Annotated in this window: 17 protein-coding genes and 1 pseudogene; 11 read left to right on the top strand and 7 right to left on the bottom strand. The window is 44.7% G+C overall.

The window, feature by feature from the left end:
• The first annotated feature begins 366 nt into the window (after nucleotides 1-366).
• From clpB to DW083_RS11510, 11 genes are all read left to right on the top strand, one after another.
• Nucleotides 367-2,955, top strand: coding sequence for an ATP-dependent chaperone ClpB (gene clpB / locus DW083_RS11560; RefSeq protein WP_122332455.1), 2,589 nt, complete (start codon nucleotides 367-369; stop codon nucleotides 2,953-2,955).
• Between the two features lie 157 nt (nucleotides 2,956-3,112).
• Entirely contained in the window at nucleotides 3,113-4,162 is a 1,050-nt protein-coding gene (locus DW083_RS11555; protein ID WP_122332454.1) for a hypothetical protein, read from the top strand.
• Nucleotides 4,163-4,181: 19 nt separating this feature from the next.
• Nucleotides 4,182-4,733, top strand: a complete 552-nt coding sequence (locus DW083_RS11550; protein WP_122332453.1) for a hypothetical protein — start codon at nucleotides 4,182-4,184, stop codon at nucleotides 4,731-4,733.
• 11 nt (nucleotides 4,734-4,744) lie between these two features.
• Nucleotides 4,745-5,224: a hypothetical protein gene (locus tag DW083_RS11545; RefSeq protein ID WP_122332452.1), complete on the top strand. Its 480-nt coding sequence runs from the start codon at nucleotides 4,745-4,747 to the stop codon at nucleotides 5,222-5,224.
• Nucleotides 5,166-5,330, top strand: a complete 165-nt coding sequence (locus tag DW083_RS23615) for a hypothetical protein (protein ID WP_122332466.1) — start codon at nucleotides 5,166-5,168, stop codon at nucleotides 5,328-5,330. Before DW083_RS11545 ends, DW083_RS23615 begins: the two co-directional genes overlap by 59 nt.
• 86 nt (nucleotides 5,331-5,416) lie before the next feature.
• Nucleotides 5,417-7,513, top strand: coding sequence for a retropepsin-like aspartic protease (locus DW083_RS11535; RefSeq protein ID WP_122332451.1), 2,097 nt, complete (start codon nucleotides 5,417-5,419; stop codon nucleotides 7,511-7,513).
• A gap of 46 nt (nucleotides 7,514-7,559) precedes the next feature.
• Nucleotides 7,560-9,266: an ATP-dependent DNA helicase RecQ gene (locus tag DW083_RS11530; protein WP_122332450.1), complete on the top strand. Its 1,707-nt coding sequence runs from the start codon at nucleotides 7,560-7,562 to the stop codon at nucleotides 9,264-9,266.
• 96 nt (nucleotides 9,267-9,362) lie between these two features.
• Nucleotides 9,363-9,689, top strand: a complete 327-nt coding sequence (locus DW083_RS11525; RefSeq protein ID WP_122332449.1) for a hypothetical protein — start codon at nucleotides 9,363-9,365, stop codon at nucleotides 9,687-9,689.
• Between the two features lie 45 nt (nucleotides 9,690-9,734).
• The gene (locus tag DW083_RS11520; protein WP_115499175.1) at nucleotides 9,735-10,418 is read left to right on the top strand and encodes an OmpA family protein; all 684 of its coding nucleotides are present in this window, start codon (nucleotides 9,735-9,737) and stop codon (nucleotides 10,416-10,418) included.
• Between the two features lie 240 nt (nucleotides 10,419-10,658).
• On the top strand, nucleotides 10,659-11,312 hold the full coding sequence (locus DW083_RS11515) for a DUF4136 domain-containing protein (RefSeq protein WP_115499167.1): 654 nt from the start codon (nucleotides 10,659-10,661) through the stop codon (nucleotides 11,310-11,312).
• Between the two features lie 32 nt (nucleotides 11,313-11,344).
• The gene (locus DW083_RS11510) at nucleotides 11,345-11,974 is read left to right on the top strand and encodes an outer membrane beta-barrel protein (protein WP_115499166.1); all 630 of its coding nucleotides are present in this window, start codon (nucleotides 11,345-11,347) and stop codon (nucleotides 11,972-11,974) included.
• Between the two features lie 84 nt (nucleotides 11,975-12,058).
• On the opposite strand, the gene DW083_RS11505 is transcribed toward DW083_RS11510, so the two are convergent.
• The 7 genes and pseudogenes from DW083_RS11505 to DW083_RS11475 form a co-directional block, all read right to left on the bottom strand.
• Nucleotides 12,059-12,700 (bottom strand): hypothetical protein, encoded by a 642-nt coding sequence (locus DW083_RS11505; protein WP_199659170.1) that lies wholly within the window; start codon nucleotides 12,698-12,700, stop codon nucleotides 12,059-12,061.
• On the bottom strand, nucleotides 12,681-13,487 hold the full coding sequence (locus DW083_RS11500) for a metallophosphoesterase (protein ID WP_115499189.1): 807 nt from the start codon (nucleotides 13,485-13,487) through the stop codon (nucleotides 12,681-12,683). Before DW083_RS11500 ends, DW083_RS11505 begins: the two co-directional genes overlap by 20 nt.
• Nucleotides 13,488-13,618: 131 nt before the next feature.
• Nucleotides 13,619-14,554: a phosphatase PAP2 family protein gene (locus tag DW083_RS11495; protein ID WP_122332448.1), complete on the bottom strand. Its 936-nt coding sequence runs from the start codon at nucleotides 14,552-14,554 to the stop codon at nucleotides 13,619-13,621.
• A pseudogene (locus DW083_RS11490) lies at nucleotides 14,551-15,232 on the bottom strand (CDP-alcohol phosphatidyltransferase family protein). Before DW083_RS11490 ends, DW083_RS11495 begins: the two are co-directional and overlap by 4 nt.
• An 18-nt stretch (nucleotides 15,233-15,250) precedes the next feature.
• Complete coding sequence (locus DW083_RS11485; RefSeq protein WP_122332447.1) at nucleotides 15,251-15,757, bottom strand: GtrA family protein; 507 nt, start codon at nucleotides 15,755-15,757, stop codon at nucleotides 15,251-15,253.
• Nucleotides 15,742-16,215, bottom strand: coding sequence for a phosphatidylglycerophosphatase A (locus tag DW083_RS11480; RefSeq protein WP_122332446.1), 474 nt, complete (start codon nucleotides 16,213-16,215; stop codon nucleotides 15,742-15,744). Before DW083_RS11480 ends, DW083_RS11485 begins: the two co-directional genes overlap by 16 nt.
• A 180-nt stretch (nucleotides 16,216-16,395) precedes the next feature.
• Entirely contained in the window at nucleotides 16,396-17,688 is a 1,293-nt protein-coding gene (locus tag DW083_RS11475) for an inositol-3-phosphate synthase (protein WP_115499161.1), read from the bottom strand.
• Between the last annotated feature and the right edge of the window lie 349 nt (nucleotides 17,689-18,037).

Below are 18,037 nucleotides of genomic sequence, written 5' to 3'. Positions count from 1 at the left end.
GACGAACGCAGATCATTTATTGTTTTAAAAGAAAATAAGTCTGCGTTCCTCTGCGTAATCTGCGCCCGTCTGCGTCCGGTAAATACGAGCAAACGCACCGATAAATCATTATTTATTGTTTCAAATATGACAAATAATGAATTTATTTATCCCAAATGATTATCGGGTGAGCCATTGTCAAGTCATAGCTCTGATTTGTAAACCTTTTCCCATACCGCTTTGTTCTTTTCCCGAAACCGTGTAAAAAACGTCGTGTATGTTTTTTATGGTTTATGCCAAAATGGCATGATTTGCTTCTGGTATCTATTTTGTAGGAATATAGGTGAAGGTTAAAAATAAAAAGAAGAAAGAAAGGAGTATAACTATATGAATTTAAACAATTTTACAATTAAAGCACAGGAGGCCGTTCAGCAGGCTGTACAGCTGACTACCCAAAATGGGCAGCAAGCTATCGAAGCCGTTCATTTGCTGAAAGGTGTCATTATGACGGGCGAGAGTGTGACCAATTTCATCTTTCAGAAACTGGGTGTGAACATCCAGAATCTGAACCGCGTGTTGGATGCACAGATCAGTTCGCTACCGAAAGTTTCCGGTGGGGAACCTTACCTGTCGAGTGAAGCAAATGCCGTTTTGCAGAAAGCAATCGACTATTCATCCAAGATGGGAGACCAGTATGTTTCGCTGGAACCGATCATTTTGGCCTTGTTTACGGAAAAGAGTACCGCTTCGCAGATACTGAAAGATGCCGGTGTAACGGAAAACGAGTTGCGCCAGGCTATCGAGGAACTGCGGAAAGGCAATAAAGTGACCAGCCAGTCGGCCGAAGATACGTACGATGCGTTGGGCAAATATGCAATCAATCTGAACGAACGTGCCCGTAGCGGCAAGTTAGACCCGGTGATCGGACGCGACGATGAAATCCGCCGTGTGCTCCAGATCCTGAGCCGCCGTACCAAAAACAACCCGATTCTGATCGGTGAACCGGGTGTCGGTAAAACGGCTATTGCCGAAGGGCTTGCACACCGTATCGTGCGTGGCGACGTACCGGAGAACTTGAAATCAAAACAGATATTCTCGTTGGATATGGGTGCGCTGATTGCCGGTGCCAAATATAAAGGCGAGTTTGAGGAACGTTTGAAAGCCGTAGTCAACGAGGTGACCCAGTCGGATGGTGAGATCATTCTGTTCATAGACGAGATCCATACGCTGGTAGGTGCCGGAAAGGGCGAGGGGGCGATGGACGCCGCCAATATCCTCAAACCGGCTTTGGCTCGTGGTGAACTGCGTTCGATCGGTGCGACGACACTCGACGAATATCAGAAGTATTTTGAAAAGGATAAGGCGCTCGAACGTCGTTTCCAGATTGTCCTGGTGGACGAACCGAACGAGCTGGATGCCATTTCCATCCTGCGTGGTTTGAAAGAGAAATATGAGAACCACCATAAGGTGCGTATCAAAGATGATGCGATCATCGCAGCCGTCCAGTTGTCGACGCGCTACATCACCGACCGTTTCCTGCCGGACAAGGCGATCGACCTGATGGATGAAGCCGCCGCCCGTCTGCGTTTGCAGATCGACTCGGTGCCGGAATCCTTAGATGAAGTTTCCCGCCGTATCAAACAGTTGGAAATCGAACGTGAAGCGATCAAGCGTGAAAACGATAAAGGAAAGCTGGAACAGCTCAACAAAGAGATTGCCGACCTGAAGGACGAAGAAACGAAACAGAAGGCCCAATGGCAAAGCGAAAAAGAGCAGATCAACAAGATTCAGCAGAACAAGATAGACATCGAGAACCTGAAGTTTGAAGCCGATAAGGCCGAACGCGAAGGCGACTACGGTAAAGTGGCCGAAATCCGTTACGGAAAGATCAAACAGAAGGAAGAAGAGATCAGCGAAGTTCAGGAAAAGCTGAAGACGATGCAGGGAACTGCCGCCATGATCAAGGAAGAGGTCGACAGCGAGGATATTGCCGATGTGGTGTCCCGTTGGACCGGAATCCCTGTCAGTAAGATGATGCAGAGCGAAAAGGAAAAACTGCTTCATCTGGAATCCGAACTGCATACGCGTGTGATCGGACAGGAAGAGGCGATCAGTGCCATTGCCGATGCTGTGCGCCGTAGCCGTGCCGGATTGCAGGACCCGAAGCGGCCGATCGGTTCGTTTATCTTCCTCGGTACGACCGGTGTGGGGAAGACGGAGCTTGCCAAGGCGTTGGCGGAATATCTGTTCGATGATGAGAATATGATGACCCGTATCGATATGAGCGAGTATCAGGAGAAATTCAGCGCAACCCGTCTGATCGGTGCGCCTCCGGGATATGTCGGTTACGATGAGGGCGGCCAGCTGACGGAAGCGATCCGTCGTAAACCGTATTCCGTTGTCCTGTTCGATGAGATCGAAAAGGCTCACCCGGATGTCTTCAATATCCTTTTGCAGGTATTGGACGACGGGCGTCTGACCGACAACAAAGGGCGTGTCGTCAACTTCAAGAACACGATCATCATTATGACCAGCAATATGGGGTCATCCCTGATCCGTGAAAACTTCGAGAAGATGACGCCGGAAACACACGACCGGGTGGTGGACGAAACAAAGATCCAGGTGTTGGAATTGTTGAAAAAGACAATCCGTCCCGAATTTCTGAACCGTATCGACGACATCATCATGTTTACGCCGCTTAACGAAGAAGAGATCCGCCGGATCGTTACTTTGCAGTTGAATGGCGTGAAGAAGATGCTGGCCCAGAACGGTATCGCTCTGGACTTTACGGATGCTGCCCTGGCTTTCATCTCCGATAAAGGCTTCGATCCGCAGTTTGGCGCCCGTCCAGTGAAGCGTGTGATCCAGAAGTATGTGTTGAACGAACTGTCTAAAGAACTGTTGGGCGGTAAAATCAACAAAGACCACCCGATCACGATAGACAGCGACGGCAACGGCCTGGTATTTAAAAACTGATCAGGTATTGGTTTGATTGATATATAAGCAAGAGGCTCTGCTCCTTAATTGGGGCGGGGCTTTTTTGAAAATAAAAAGTTGTCTCTTTTTTGGCAGGTAATGACCTTTTTATACTTTTGCACCTTGAAGTTCATAGCAAAACGAATACAAAGAAAACGTGAAGAATAAAATAGTTGTACTTGTTATTTTGGGGAGTTTAATCGTGTCGATGTTTATAGGATGTCAGCAGTCTCCTCCCCAATATATTCCCCAGGTAGTAGATTCGGTCAATAACGATAAAGATCGGATGGGGTTGAATGGGAAAGTCAAAACGCTGGATATTTATTATTATCGTCCGGAAAAAGTATCATCTATCTTCTCCGTGAAATTCAAAAAAGGTGGGAAATGGGAAGAGGACGGAATATATCACTATCATTTATGCTTCAATATTGACGGCAATCTTGTTCAATATAACGAATACGATAAGCAAGAAAGTGTTGTTCGAAAGACCGATTATACCTATGAGGCTTGGGGATATACACATACACTCAGCTCTCCGGGAACTAACGGTACGATTGTCCGCAAATATAATATTGACGGGAAGCTGCTGGAAGTTGTGTACGATAATCTTTATGGGGAGATAAATACTTATGACGACAGAGGAAATCTTATCCGGACGAAACAGATCGACGGAACGGTTCACAAACCGGCGATGATCGAATATGATTACAACGAACACGATTTATTGGTCGAGAAGAGAGAGTTTTATAATATAGGAGAGTTATCGGGCAAGACTGTCTATGAGTACGATGCAAATGATTTGTTGGCTCAGACTCGAGTATATGATTTGTTGAGTCGTGATATGCCGGAAACGCATTTCATCTATGAATATAGCGACAATAACCATGTTGTGGAAGAATATAGGATTGACGGTGAAGGCAATAAAGAGTTGGAATCTTGGTGTAAACGTGAATACTATCCAAATGGTAAACTGAAAGCTGTTGTCCGCAATGGTTTCTTGGAGGAAAAATATGACGAACAGGGGCGGCCGATTGATGAGCGGCCTGGATTTGAAATACTCTACAAAGACTTTCAGGACTATGGCTATGATACGCATGGCAACTGGATTGAAACAAAGAACTTCAACGATTATGTTGATTTCGGCACAGGACTCGGTCGTATATTGAAACCTTATGTTGAGCGTGTCTTTACTTATTACGAAGAATAAAAACTTAAAATAAAACAATATGCGTACACAAAAATTCAGCCACATGGCAGGAGGTAAAGTTCTCGAAATCATTATAGCTATTTTGACTATAGTCTTATTGATTATCTTTTTGGTACTTCTATTTGCCAATGCACTTAATGTTATCTCCGTGCTTATTTTGCTGGTATCGGTCGTAAGTGTGATATGGTTTACTTACAAGTATTATAAACCGGCGTTTACCGATGTTATATTTTCGGATGAAGGCATTATAAGTAAAACTCATTTTGAGCAGGAAGAGTTACCGATAGATGCCATACGGGGAATCTGGTATTATAAAAATGGGCATGAAACAGATATCAAACCATATTCTGATAAAGATAAATTAAAAAACTGTATCATTATCATAGGAGACATTGACTGGTTCACGAATGTCGAATATATACGTGTAAACGGTTCTGCTGTATTGCGTGATTCATTTAAGAAAGGATATACCACTTTGGTCTATAGAAAAAGATTGGATGGAGTATTGAACGAGTTAGATTATAAGATACGACATAACGCATTGCATAATAACATTGTTCGTGTAGACTAAAAAAGAAAGTAATGGGAAAAGTACTGAAAGCATTCAAGACACTGATAAACGAGTTGTTTGGAACTAAGAGGGAGTATAAAGCGGAAGGTTTGGGCCTTTTTACCTGTAAGGTTTGTGATTGGTGGCAGGATAAATGCTATCTTTGGAGTGGTACAGTGCAATTGCCCTTCTACTCGGTGGAAACCCTTGTTTTGATAGAAGGAGACATTTCTGCTCCGTTCCCTAAACAATTATTGGAATTACAGGGGTTATTGCAGAACTGGGCACCTATGCTTGAGCAATCAGATAGCATACTGTCCAGTAAAAGCCGGCAGAAACATAAAGAAAAAATATACGCTTCCTGGCAGGATGAATTTTATCCCTATACGATAGTACCGGCTGTATTATACAGCGGTAGTTGGGAGATCGTATTTTACAGGAATAGTGGTGTAAATTATAATTTTACTGTTTTTTGGAAAGACAATACTGTGCAGGATTTACATTTCCGATAAAGGCCTCGACCCGCAGTTTGGCGCCCGTCCAGTGAAGCGTGTGATCCAGAAGCTCCTTAATTGGGGCGGGGCTTTTTTTATATCCCACGCAGATAACAGTAGATAACATTGGTTAACCCTAAATGGAGTGCTATACGCTTACCGGTTCGTCGTTAATCTTTATTTTTGCTCTTAAAATAACAAATAGAGATTATGATAAGACTTAAATCTATTCTTTTGATAGTATTCGCCAGCCTTTTTGCGAGTGCTTTTTCACAAACTGATTCATCGTTGCCTGCAGAGGTGCAGCGGTTGGATGGATATGGAAATGCGGTCGAGTTGTGGGAGTTGTATAAGGATTCGGCGGCTGTGATGGATGAGGCTACCCGGCTGCGGGCAGGAATATCATTATATTATTATCTGAACCGTCCGGATGAAATGCTCCGGTGTGTGGATTCGCTTTTGACGTTGTATCCCGAGACGTGTACGGAAAATGAGATATTGTCCTGCAATTATGTGAAGATGGAGAAACTCTTGGAAAAAGGTTCTTATAAGGCATTGAATGCCTGGTGGAAACAGTTTTCCCGGGATGAAAACCTTTGCCGGAAGATGGGCGAAACGATCGGTTTCCCTTACCGGACGGAAGTGATTGAGGGCTTGGCTGATGTACCGGATTTCCGGATGGAATTTCCGGGTTCGGAGTGTACGGTGCCGGTGAGTTGCACGTATCCGCTGGTTTTATCGGTGAATGTCGATGGAACGGAACTGTCAGAGACTATTTTTGATACCGGAGCGCCAAATACATTCCTTACGATTGAAGCTGCCCGCAAGTGTGGAGTCCGCTTATTGGGCGATACGGTTGCCGTGCAGAGTATGTTTGGCATATCGCAGGCGACAACGGGATTGGTGAAAACTCTCCGGGTAGGGGATATCACATTCTATAATACGGTGGTTCATGTCTCTTTGCTTGAAAACGATCCGATATTTTCAGGGCATGATGCTATTCTGGGGGTGAAAGAATTGCGGAATGTGTCGACTGTCGGATTTGAATTGGGAGCGTTGAGGATAAAGAAAGGTGAACGGAAGGAGATGCTGAACCCGAATTTCAGCTTTTCGGAGAGCGGACAGCTGTTCCTGCTTTCGCCGGAAAGGAACTATCTGCTGGATACCGGCGGGCAAAGCAGTTTCTCGAACACAACGGATCCGGCTCCCACAAAAGTAATGGAGGTGTACGGCTATCCTGTGCACTTCCAAAATACATATACTGAAAATCCCGATTCACTCAGATCTGCACTATTGGGATTACCCTTTTTCCAGGGCTTTGAAACGTGTGTACTCGATTTCGAACGGATGCGCTTTTCCGGTGAGAATTATCGTTTACGCGGCAGTTATTCGGATTATATCAACAGTAATAATATGTTGGGTCTGGACACCTGGATTGAATGGCTGGATAAGACTACGGACGAAATGGGACGGTGGCTGACACATAGCTACCGGGGATTATTGAAAAATGATTATAATGCGACAATCCTTTATACGGACAGCCTGTTGAATAAATATCAGCAGGAACTTGGCGGAAGTGTGTTTTTTGTGCTCAACTTGCGGGCGGCGGCATTGGCTTATATGGGATTTTATAAGGAGGCTGGCGAATTGATGAAAATATGTCTTCAGGCGATGCCGGATATGGCTGGCAGCTATAATAAGTGTATAGCCTTGGAGCCTTTTGGGGCCCAACAGCTTGATTGGAAGAATGAGGATGTCGTGCTGGAAGCCGCCAAAGGCGAAAAAGGATTTGTGATTCCGGCCCGGGTTGCCGGTGGTTCTTATCGTATATGCTTTGCACCGGATAAGGCTGTTTCAACGATATCGAAAGCCGAAGCGGTGAAGTTGAATATGAATGTGATCGAGTTTGAAGATCCGTTGTCGAGAGGAGGCAAGACACGCATGGCGATAGCTCCGGAACTCATATTGGGAGATTTGGTTATCCGGAATGCACAGTTTGAAATCAGTGACGAAGAGGGGCTTGTCTTGGGAAATAGTGTGCTCCGTCTCATCCCCCAGTTTGCGATTCTGAATAATCGGATCATGCTTTATCAGCATCCGCAACAGTATGAGGGGGCTGAAGAATTGCCGCTTTTGCTTTCTAACTATGTGCTTTGTTTCCGCGAATCGGAAAAGAGCGAGAAAGGCTATTCCATCGGGGCAGCAGTCCCTTATGCCGAACAAATCACGCTGCAGGATGTCTGTAAGCCGGATGTAAAGGCGGTGTTCGATCTCGAACGGATGAAATTGATATTGACATCAGATTAAAAGGTGCCGGAAAAGATATATCTTTGTACAAGATACGAGAGAAACAATGTACAAATCGATACAGGTACTAAAGCAGTTTTGGGGCTATGACAGTTTCCGGCCGGGGCAGGCGGAGGTCATCGACAGTATTCTGTCGGGACACGACACGCTTGCCTTGATGCCGACCGGTGGGGGTAAATCAATTACTTTCCAGGTCCCGGCTCTGTCTAAGCCGGGCATTTGCCTCGTGATCAGTCCGCTTGTCGCCTTGATGAAGGATCAAGTAAAGAACCTTCAGAAGCGCGGGATACTGTCGGCTTTTATCAGTTCCGAAATGCCGCGCTGGGAGATTTTGCAGCAGCTGGACAATTGCATCTTGGGTGATTATAAGTTTCTGTATATTTCCCCTGAACGTATCTCTTCCGATCTGTTTCAGGAAAAGCTGAAACCGTTATCAGAAAAGGTGAATCTGCTGGTTGTGGATGAAGCGCATTGTATCTCGCAATGGGGAAATGATTTTCGCCGGGATTACCGTTTGATTGCCGATATCCGTGATGCTATCCCTCGTGTTCCGGTGATTGCCGTGACGGCATCCGCTACGGCTGCGGTGGTTGCCGATATCTGTGAGCAACTCCATTTCCGTAAAGGCTACCGGGTGTTCAAGACCTCTTTTGAACGGAAGAACCTTTCTTTCGTTGTCCGCAAGACGGATAATAAGCTGAATGAACTTTGCCATATCCTGTCGTCTGTGCAAGGTTCGGCTGTTGTCTATAGCCGGACCCGCAGGGGTGTGGAAGAATATGCCGGTAAATTGAGGGCGGCAGGCATCTCGGCCGAATACTTCCATGCCGGGTTGGACCCGGTTATCAAGACGGAACGGCAGACCGACTGGCTGAAAGGGAATACCCGCGTGCTGGTGGCCACCAATGCTTTCGGGATGGGTATCGATAAGGGAGATGTGCGCTTGGTGATCCATACGGAGTTCCCGGATTCGATGGAAGCCTATTATCAGGAAGCCGGACGAGCCGGACGTGACGGGAACCGGGCGTATGCGGTGGCCTTGTTGGGCCCGCAGGATATTACGGATATAAAAAGACGTCCCTCCAATGCTTTTCCTACAATCGAATATATCAAACGGGTTTATGAGGCCTTGTGCAACCGTTTCCAGATTGCGGAAGGTGACGGGGAAGGCGTGTCTGTCTACCTGAACGAACCGGAGTTTCTGCGTGACTGGCATTTTGACAAAGGCCGCCTGCGTTCTTCACTCGAAATATTATCTCTGTCCGGTTATCTCGATTTTGAGCCATATCCGAATACGCATCCTTATCTCAGGTATGACCAGCCGCGCTGGACGATGGACCGTTTTCTGAATGAAGACTCTCCGGCCGCCAAGATCACCATTGAGGTTTTACGCAATTACGAGGGACTTTTCTCGGCCGGTGTATCTGTCAGTGTGGATATGTTGGCAAGAAAGACCGGATTCCAGCCCCGGGAGGTAGCCAAAATCTTAGGCTATCTGCGGAATATCGGTTTCTATTATCTTCCATCCAAAAAGGAGCCCCGGATTACCTTCAAGATGATCCGTGTCCCTCTGGAGCGTTTGGTAATCACAACCGCATCCTACGAAAACCGCCTTTCCGCATTTAAAATGCGAATTGAAAAAGTCGCAGAATACCTGCAAACGACCGGTTGCCGCCAAGAGTTTATATCCGAATACTTCGGCATGGAAGGGACGCGGTGCGGGTGTTGCGATAATTGTTTACGGAAAGAGTAAACCTGTGGAGGTGATAAAAAATACATCCGGTAAGGCTGTCGTCTCAATTATTCCAATATCTTTGCAGTATCTATTAACCAATAAATAAAAATAGTTATGAGTGACAAGGACGATTTGATTTACGATGAAGATGATTCTGTAGCATTTATCCAGAACTATCTTCCACAGGATTTGAAAGGTAAATTCAGCAATGACGATATTAACTACATTGTAGACCTGATTTATGAATTTTATGAGTCAAAGGGTTTTCTGGATGAGAATACCGATGATAATGCGGAAATTGATATTGATGAAGACGAATTGATCGGGTTTGTTGTAAAGAATGCGCAAAAAGACGGTGTCGGCAAGTTTGAAGAAGAAGATATAACTTTTATTGTACAAGGAGAACTTGAATATTGCGATTCCATCAACATGTTCGATTAATAGACTGTTGTATAAATACAAGATAGTTTATAAAAGAATAAGAAGATGAGAAATTTTAAATTGTTATCAGTTTTGCTGCTTTGTATGGCAGTTGTTTTTACGAGTTGTGGAACCTGGAACAATACGGCTAAAGGAACAGCCATCGGAGTAGGTGGAGGTGCTGCTGTGGGTGCCGGTGTCGGTGCTCTGGCTGGCAATACAGCATTGGGATCGATTATCGGTGCTGCGGTTGGTGGTACAGCCGGTGCTTTGATCGGTAAGAAGATGGATAAACAGAAGAAGGAACTGGAAGCTACGCTGCCGGAAGAAGCAACTGTCGAAACCATCAATGACGGTGAAGCCCTGCGGGTGACGTTCGATTCCGGAATCCTGTTTGCTACCAACTCGAGTACGGTCAGCGCTGCTTCTAAAAGCGCCTTGCGTAATTTAGCTACCAGCCTGAACGCAAATCCGGACACGGATATTAAGATTATCGGTCATACGGACAATACGGGAAAGGTCGATTATAACCAGACCCTGTCGGAAAAACGTGCAAAGAGCGTATTCGATTATCTTATGGAAGACCAGGGTGTAAGCAGCAAGCGTATGACATACGAAGGTAAAGGTATCCACGAGCCGGTTGCAGACAATAATACTCCGGAAGGACGTGCCCTGAACCGCCGTGTAGAAATTATCATACTTCCGAACCAGAAAATGGTAGAGGAGGCCCAACAGGGAACATTGAGATAAGGCTAACTACCTTTATAAGAGAGATGGTGCATATCCACATTAGTTGGATTTGCACCATCTTTTTTTTATGCTTACATCTGTTTTAACGGTCGTTTATAACCGTTCCTAAATCTTCAGACAAGTTAATTAACACTCCGGGACCGGGGGGAAAGCAAACCTTTTTTAGTTGATGTTGTTTAAATAGTAACTTATATATAAGTGCACAAATAATAGTATAAACTGTTTTAAACGTTGAATGAGATGAAAAAGATTCTTCCTTTTTTCTTATTGGTTCTTTTGCTGGCGTCTTGCCAGAAAGACCCGGACATGTCTAAACTAAGCGATGATTTCGTAGTATTTACTGATCACAGTAAGGATGCTAATTTCGGATCGTTTACATCTTTCTACATCCCGGATAGTGTAATGGTAATCGGTAGCAGTGAAAAACCGGAATTCTGGAGTGCTACTGAAGCGGACGATATCGTCACTACTTTAGTCAATGGCATGGAAGGCCGTGGTTTTACACGTGCCGCAGATAAAGAATCAGCAGACCTGGGTTTGCAGGTTTCTTTCGTGAAAAATGTCAATTATTTTACTAACTATCATGACAATCCTTACTGGTGGTGGGGATATCCCGGATATAACTGGTGGTATGGTTACTGGGGTAACTGGACCGGTGCATGGAATGGATGGTATTATCCGTATCCTGTTGTCTACAGCTATAGCGTAGGTTCCCTGTTGGTTGAACTGGTCGACCTGAAAGCGCCGACTCCAAAAGCTACCGATGCAAAACTTCCGGTTCTTTGGACTGCTTACATGACTGGTCTGCTGTCTGGTTCCGACAAAGTAAATATCGCACTTTCAACTCGTGCTATCGAGCAGGCTTTTGTACAGTCACCGTACTTAAAGAAATAATTAAACGCGAATTAAAAGAAAATTTGAGTCTTATGAAAAAGATAACTAAATCAATAAAATTAATCGCTTTACTTGTCGCCTGTTTAGCGATTCCATCTCTGGCTGGCGCCCAGGTTGTAAAGAACATGTATTTTAATGTCGACTGGCAGCTCAATTCTCCGTTCAGCCAGACATTCTCTGATAAGACAAGTGGTTGGGGTGCACATGCAGAAGCCGGTTATTATCTCGTCCCTAATTTCTCGGTAGGTGCGTTTATCTCTTATCACACTAACAATAAATATATCGATCGTCAGACATTGCCGGTAAGTTCGACTTCTGCCATCACTTCCGATCAGCAGCACTCTATCTTCCAGTTGCCTTTTGGTGCAGCTTTCCGTTATAACGTTGCTCCCGAAAGCCAGTTCCAGCCTTATGCAGGCTTACAGTTAGGGGCAAGCTACAGTGAAATGTCGACTTATATGAATGTAATGAAAGTATACGACCGTAACTGGGGTTTCTATGTATCTCCCGAAATCGGTATGAATATGTATTTTACTCCTCAGAAACAGATCGGTTTACATATTGCTGCCTACTATAATTATGCAACCAATAAAGGAGACGTCTTGAGTTATTCGATCGATGGATTGAATAACTGGGGTATCCGGTTAGGTCTTGCATTTTAATAAGAAGAGTTGTTCTTTTAAGTGTTTTATGTAGTTTATGGGGAACGGGAGGTTGCCATTTGTGGCACCTTCCGTTTTTTTGTATTATAGAATCTGCAGTTTAAGGCCGAACGAGAGACTCATGTAGTCTTTGGGTTTCAGGCTTTTGTTGCCGATCTTGTTTATCAGGTACAAATCGCAGGTACTGAGTTCATAAAAGAAAGAGATGGATTTGTGCCAGCTTTTGTTTTCATTCAGTTTCAACGTGAACCGCTCGCCGGCGAAGATATGCGTACGGATGCGGGTTGAAAACCAGTAATAGCCTTTAGGGTATTTATCCGGTTGCCTTCCCCAGAAGTCGCGGTCGAACAATGTATTGATATAAAAACCACAAGCGAGAGGCTCGAAAGAGAGCTTGTCGGAGAGAGGAATATTCCAAGGGTAATAGTTCTGTTTGAGTGTCATTGTTACCATTGCGTGGCGGTCCGAATAACGGGGGACGAATCCCAGAAGAACATCCGTTTCCCAATGGTTACGATAATAATTCCAACCAGTGCCGAGTGAGATCAATCCCATTGAACCGGCATATTGGATCTTACTGTAACGGGGGATAAGTTTTTCCCATCTGGATATATATTTTTCTACACGCTTTGTGTAACGTGCTTCATCTTCGCTGCTTTCCTGTGCCTGTAATGTGCCAATAAGGAGAAGGAATAGCGTCATCCATTTAAAAATCGATAACTTCATACGTGTAGCTGTCTGGTGTCAAGGTGAATAATATGTAATTGCGTTTGGCTATATTGCTGCAACCATAGTAGATGATCCCGTCATCGAACAGATCATCCATCTGCAATTGATGGTTGTGGGCATTCAAGCAGAACATCAAGGATGGAAATTGCCGGATGTAAAGCTGGAATACGTCTTTTATATTGTTGTCGAACTGGTCGCTTCCGGGACGGGCATGCATGGCTACGACCGTACGGCTGTATTGCCGGGTACTGTCTTCCAACTCCTCTTTCAGGAAACCGAAATCGGGTACAGGATGCGAGTAGTCATATTCGATTGCATTAGTGTTGAGGCAGACAAACTTGACGTCCCGGGCAATAAAAGAGAAGTTCTCATTTCCGAAGAGCTTTTCATAAACCTGGTCGCCATTCCCGATTATATCATGATTCCCGATCAACCCTACATACGGGATATCGAGTTTGGAAAGGATATCGACAGCCCATTCGTATTCTTTTTTCATTCCGAATTCGGTGTAGTCTCCTCCGTGAATGATGAAGTCTATGCTGTCTTTTTTCCTGTTGATGTGTTTTACGAAATCATTTGTTTCGTCATAACTGCGCTGCGTGTCGCCCATCAGGACGAACCGGATCGTGTCCTTGTCTTTTGTGGCAGCTTCAATAAGCGGGATATTTTGTTCGTTGATATTACGCTCGGATATCGTAAGTCGCCCGTCATATGGGTGATAGTCGATCAGGTCACACGCAGACAGTAGTATGCAAAGGCATAATGGTAAAGCTTGTTTAAACATGACATCATTGCTTTTATCTCCAAGCAAAGTTAGGCTGTTCCGCCGCGAGAAAAAAGGTCAAGATGTAATGGATGATGGTTTATAATGTGCCAATTCGAAGAAATAATAACTTATATCATAGCATTCCGATGCTATTTGATATAAGTATAATACCGGTTGAAGAAGTTTTTGAACCAGCCGGTTTTCATCAAGCCTTTTTCGAAGATCAGGATGCCCAGGAGAGCGCAACAGATGCCTAATGTTACATCAATAATATAATGATGTGATGAATAGACGGCTGTTCCCCAGATTCCCAACATGATAATTGCGAAAAGGGTGATCACGAATTTATTGCATTTGTTAATGATCGCATAACAAAGTGCCACTACCATATAGGCGGCATGCAACGACGGAACGGCTGCAAATACATTCGCATTGCGGCCATAGATGGAGTCAAAAATGGAAAGCCCTGTCAACGCGTCGAACCTGCCGAGCCCGGCAACGTTACCGGGAGTATTCAGAATCGGTTCGAAACCATAGTTTATAGCATACCAGGGCGGAGCGGCCGGATGGATATAATACCCGGCAAAACCGATCAGGTTAACGAATAGAAATACCATCGAGTAGCGCAGATACAAGCTTCGGTCGCCTTTCAGATAAAGCCACAGACCGAATGCGATCGGGACCGGAACCCAACAGAGATAGAAAATACCGGCGAAGAAGTCGGCTATCTGGCAATTATGAATCGCAAAATATTCACAAGGTATTAATCTATTTCCGTTGTCATTTATCCCGAAAAGGCTTTTTTCCAGGTTGTACAAACCTTCCACATCGATCGGATTCGCTTCGTAATTCGGAAAAACGCGCATCCAGTCGTACGAAATGCCGAAAAGGGCAAACGGCAACAAGGCAACAGCCAATTTGCGGGTCGTCTTGCCGGCAAAAAAGAGGAACAGGTACAAACCGGCTATAAGTATATGCTCCGAACGCAGTCCGATACATACGGCTGTCAGCAGAAGGAACAGGATCATCAGGCCAATAACTGTTACAGTCTCTTTCTTAGACGGGAGTATAAAGGCTTTTTTCATTCGTTGTCTTTATTTATCAGTAGTTTACGGCAATGGTTCAGACGAGCGAATGCTGTCAGGTTAGAGAATATTGCAACAATCAGCAAAGGTATTACGAATATCATGATCGGTTCGAATGTCTCGCTGTTTTCCATCATGGGAGCGAAGATACCGCAGCAGAGCGCACCCAGTCCGGTCAATACTACGCGTTCAGGCCGCTGCATGAATCCCACCTTGCAATCAAGTCCCAACCCTTCCGCACGGGCACGTACATAGCTTACCATCAGCGAACCGATGAGGGCGATAAAGGCAACGATCGAGCTGATCACATATCCCTGGTTGATCAGGTAAAAGCAGATACCGAAGAAAACAGTCAGTTCGCTGTACCGGTCGAGACCGAATCGTATAACGCCCCGAAAGTGAACTCATTTTCCCGATTCGTGCCACCTGGCCGTCCATCATGTCGAACAGTCCGGCAAACAGGATGATGCCGCCACCCCAGCCGATATAATAGAAATCTTCCCGTTCTCCCTTCATGCCGGCATAAAGGAATATACAAGCCGCTACAATATTCAGGATTAATCCTGTCGTCGTAATAAAATTGGGAGTGATCCCAATTTTGATCATTCCGTGCACAAGCGGATTGATGATCTTATAGATCATCTGCTGTAGCCAATCTCTTAAAACTTTGAATTTCATATCTTATTATTTTTGTTTTTATTTTGTGTCCGCTCTTTGAAACCGGCCTTTTATTCTACAATTCTTATAGACAAAAACGCGTTGCATATTGTAATTCCAAAGAAATCCGACAAGCAGGGAAACAACCGCTTTTGAGAAGACGAACAAATCGTCGATATAGTGTTTCAGAGTCTCCCTGACCCAAGGATTCTGACTGATTGTCTCTGTCATTAAATAGATGCCCCAGGTATTCAGTAAAATACTGCCGATCCAGACCAGCAGATATTTTATCATGATGTGCCATTTCTTGCATTCTTTGGATTTGAATGTCCATCTGTAATTGATTATGCAATTCACGATTCCGCCGCAAACAGAGCCGATGAAAGTTGCATATACGTAATAGATACCAAATAATTTTACTAATAAAATGGTGACTAAAAAGTCCGTTGCACTGGCAATCTGCGAAGAAAATTGGGCCCGTATGAACATGAATATCCCGCCTTTCTCCGAAAAAGCCTTTGCACTTTTTTTTATCCAATCAACCATCTTGCACCGATTAGCAGGATGAGGCTGTATATACCGGCCAGAATATCATCCATCATTACTCCAACTCCTCCCTTGAGGCTCTCCATTTTGCGTATGCCCAACGGTTTGAAAATGTCGAACAGGCGGAAAAGCACAAAAGCCGCAAATGCATAGCCACGATCTCCTGCCGGAGCCGCCAACAGCGGAATCCACACGCCTACCATCTCGTCTACCACCACTCGCGAGGGATCTTTTCCCCAGATCGGTTCGACTGCGTTTGCCGAACAAATCCCGGCAATCGTAAAGACAATAATCAGTAAAGCGGTTATGATAAGCAACCAAATAGGAGAGACGGTGCAGGACAATGCCAGCCAGATTAAAGTGGCCAACAGCGCACCCGCCGTACCAGGGGCAAACGGAGAAAAACCGGAACCAAAGCCTGTTGCTATGATAATATGAATAAGAGGGACTTTCTTCATCCTGTCTGTAAAATATGTGCAAAGTTATAAAAATAATACAACTTTCTCCTTATCCGGGAGAAAGTTGTATCGTGAATTCCATGTGATGGAATTTTAGTTTCATAGGCATGGAACAAAAGTTTCATAGGCATGGAACAAAAGTTTCATCCCTATGAAACTAAATTTATATACCTTGAATTTTTAATCCAGATAGTTAGGAGCCTTTTCGCCGATCATGTCGCGCAATGTCTGTTTAACCATTCTCCACTGCTGGAAGAGGTCGTGTACAGGCTGGTGCTCGAAGTCGTGCATCGGGCTCTTGCAGAAGAATGATAACCAAGTCTGGATGCCACACATGCCTGCACGCAGGGCCAAGTCGCTGAACAACACCAGGTCGAGAGCGATAGGAGCAGCCAGGATGGAGTCGCGGCAAAGGAAGTTTACCTTGATTTCCATCGGATAGCCCATCCATCCGAAGATGTCGATGTTGTCCCAGGCTTCTTTATTGTCCTTGCGGGGAGGATAGTAGTTGATGCGTACCTTATGATATACATCGCCATACAGGTCCGGGTATTTTTCCGGTTCGAAGATATTGTCGATAACAGACAGCTTGCTGACTTCTTTTGTCTTGAAGTTTGCAGGATCGTCCAGCACTTCGCCGTCGCGGTTTCCTAAGATATTGGTGGAGAACCAACCGCTGACACCCAACATACGGGTTTTGAACATCGGTGCCAAAACTGTCTTCATCAATGTCTGACCGCTCTTGAAGTCCTTACCGGAGATAGGCACATTCATCTTTTTGGAGAATTCCCACATGGCGGGAGTGTCTACGCACAGGTTCGGAGCACCCATGATAAACGGAGCACCTTCTGCGATGGCTGCGTAAGCGTAGCACATACTTGGAGAGACAGCTTCCGTATTGTTTTCCTTCATGGCTTTTTCCAATGCGGCGAGCGACATGTGTTCGTCTGACAGTGGAATGTAGATTTCCGTACTTGCAGCCCACAAGACAGAGATGCGTTCGCAATTATTAGCCGCTTTGAAATCGCGGATATCCTGGCGAAGCTGTTCAACCATGTCCCAGCGGGTAGCCGCTTTTTTAATATGTGTACCGTTCAGACGTTTTGCCCAGTTATGATCGAATGCGGCAGGCATCGGCTTGATAGCCTCCAGTTCGTCTTTCACGCCATTCAGGTCTTTTTCTTTCAAAACTTCTGCGTACATGGCTGCTTCATATGCGTTATCGGGGAAAATATCCCATCCGCCGAAAACGATATCATTCAGGTCGGTTAAAGGTACAATATCTTTAATCGCCTTTTCTTCTCCGTTTTCCAAACGCATTGTGGCTAATTGCGAAATAGAGCCGATAGGCTTTGCTAATCCTTTACGTGCAGCCAACGTACCTGTGATCATTGTAGTGGCTACTGCACCACCTACACCAACAACAAGAATGCCAAGTTTTCCATTGGCTTCTTTAACTTCGATTTTTTCCATGTCAAATTAAGTTCAAAAATGATTGGGCAAAATTAGCCTTTCTGTTTGAGACCGGAAAGGCCAGATATAGGGTTAATTGGTCAAAAATACTATAAAATAGGCCTGTTTCGCATATTGACGGATTTGAGAAGTTGAAAAATAAGCTATGATGTGAATGAAAAAACATTTTTTTGAACGCTCATGAATTTATTTTTCATTTTTATGATGTTATTTCGATTTTAATGCTTTCCTTTGTACCGACAAGCAAAACTGTTTGTATAGTTCTTTATCTCCGACGTGATATTCATTCAGAATAGAATTTTGTAGACATGGATCTTTCCTTACGTTTTATTGTTTCAATTTTTTTTAT

The sequence above is a fragment of the Parabacteroides sp. AF48-14 genome, assembly GCF_003477465.1.
Taxonomy (GTDB): domain Bacteria; phylum Bacteroidota; class Bacteroidia; order Bacteroidales; family Tannerellaceae; genus Parabacteroides; species Parabacteroides acidifaciens.
Note: the sequence above shows the minus strand (reverse complement) of the source record. Positions and strands in the feature narration are given on the sequence as shown.

Excerpts from the sequence above, each read along its gene's own strand:
- clpB (WP_122332455.1), top strand. The coding sequence starts at position 367 with ATGAATTTAAACAATTTTACAATTAAAGCACAGGAGGCCGTTCAGCAG.
- DW083_RS11550 (WP_122332453.1), top strand. The coding sequence starts at position 4,182 with ATGCGTACACAAAAATTCAGCCACATGGCAGGAGGTAAAGTTCTCGAA.
- DW083_RS11545 (WP_122332452.1), top strand. The coding sequence starts at position 4,745 with ATGGGAAAAGTACTGAAAGCATTCAAGACACTGATAAACGAGTTGTTT.
- DW083_RS11535 (WP_122332451.1), top strand. The coding sequence starts at position 5,417 with ATGATAAGACTTAAATCTATTCTTTTGATAGTATTCGCCAGCCTTTTT.
- DW083_RS11530 (WP_122332450.1), top strand. The coding sequence starts at position 7,560 with ATGTACAAATCGATACAGGTACTAAAGCAGTTTTGGGGCTATGACAGT.
- DW083_RS11525 (WP_122332449.1), top strand. The coding sequence starts at position 9,363 with ATGAGTGACAAGGACGATTTGATTTACGATGAAGATGATTCTGTAGCA.
- DW083_RS11520 (WP_115499175.1), top strand. The coding sequence starts at position 9,735 with ATGAGAAATTTTAAATTGTTATCAGTTTTGCTGCTTTGTATGGCAGTT.
- DW083_RS11515 (WP_115499167.1), top strand. The coding sequence starts at position 10,659 with ATGAAAAAGATTCTTCCTTTTTTCTTATTGGTTCTTTTGCTGGCGTCT.
- DW083_RS11510 (WP_115499166.1), top strand. The coding sequence starts at position 11,345 with ATGAAAAAGATAACTAAATCAATAAAATTAATCGCTTTACTTGTCGCC.
- DW083_RS11505 (WP_199659170.1), bottom strand. The coding sequence starts at position 12,700 with ATGAAGTTATCGATTTTTAAATGGATGACGCTATTCCTTCTCCTTATT.
- DW083_RS11500 (WP_115499189.1), bottom strand. The coding sequence starts at position 13,487 with ATGTTTAAACAAGCTTTACCATTATGCCTTTGCATACTACTGTCTGCG.
- DW083_RS11495 (WP_122332448.1), bottom strand. The coding sequence starts at position 14,554 with ATGAAAAAAGCCTTTATACTCCCGTCTAAGAAAGAGACTGTAACAGTT.
- DW083_RS11485 (WP_122332447.1), bottom strand. The coding sequence starts at position 15,757 with ATGGTTGATTGGATAAAAAAAAGTGCAAAGGCTTTTTCGGAGAAAGGC.
- DW083_RS11480 (WP_122332446.1), bottom strand. The coding sequence starts at position 16,215 with ATGAAGAAAGTCCCTCTTATTCATATTATCATAGCAACAGGCTTTGGT.
- DW083_RS11475 (WP_115499161.1), bottom strand. The coding sequence starts at position 17,688 with ATGGAAAAAATCGAAGTTAAAGAAGCCAATGGAAAACTTGGCATTCTT.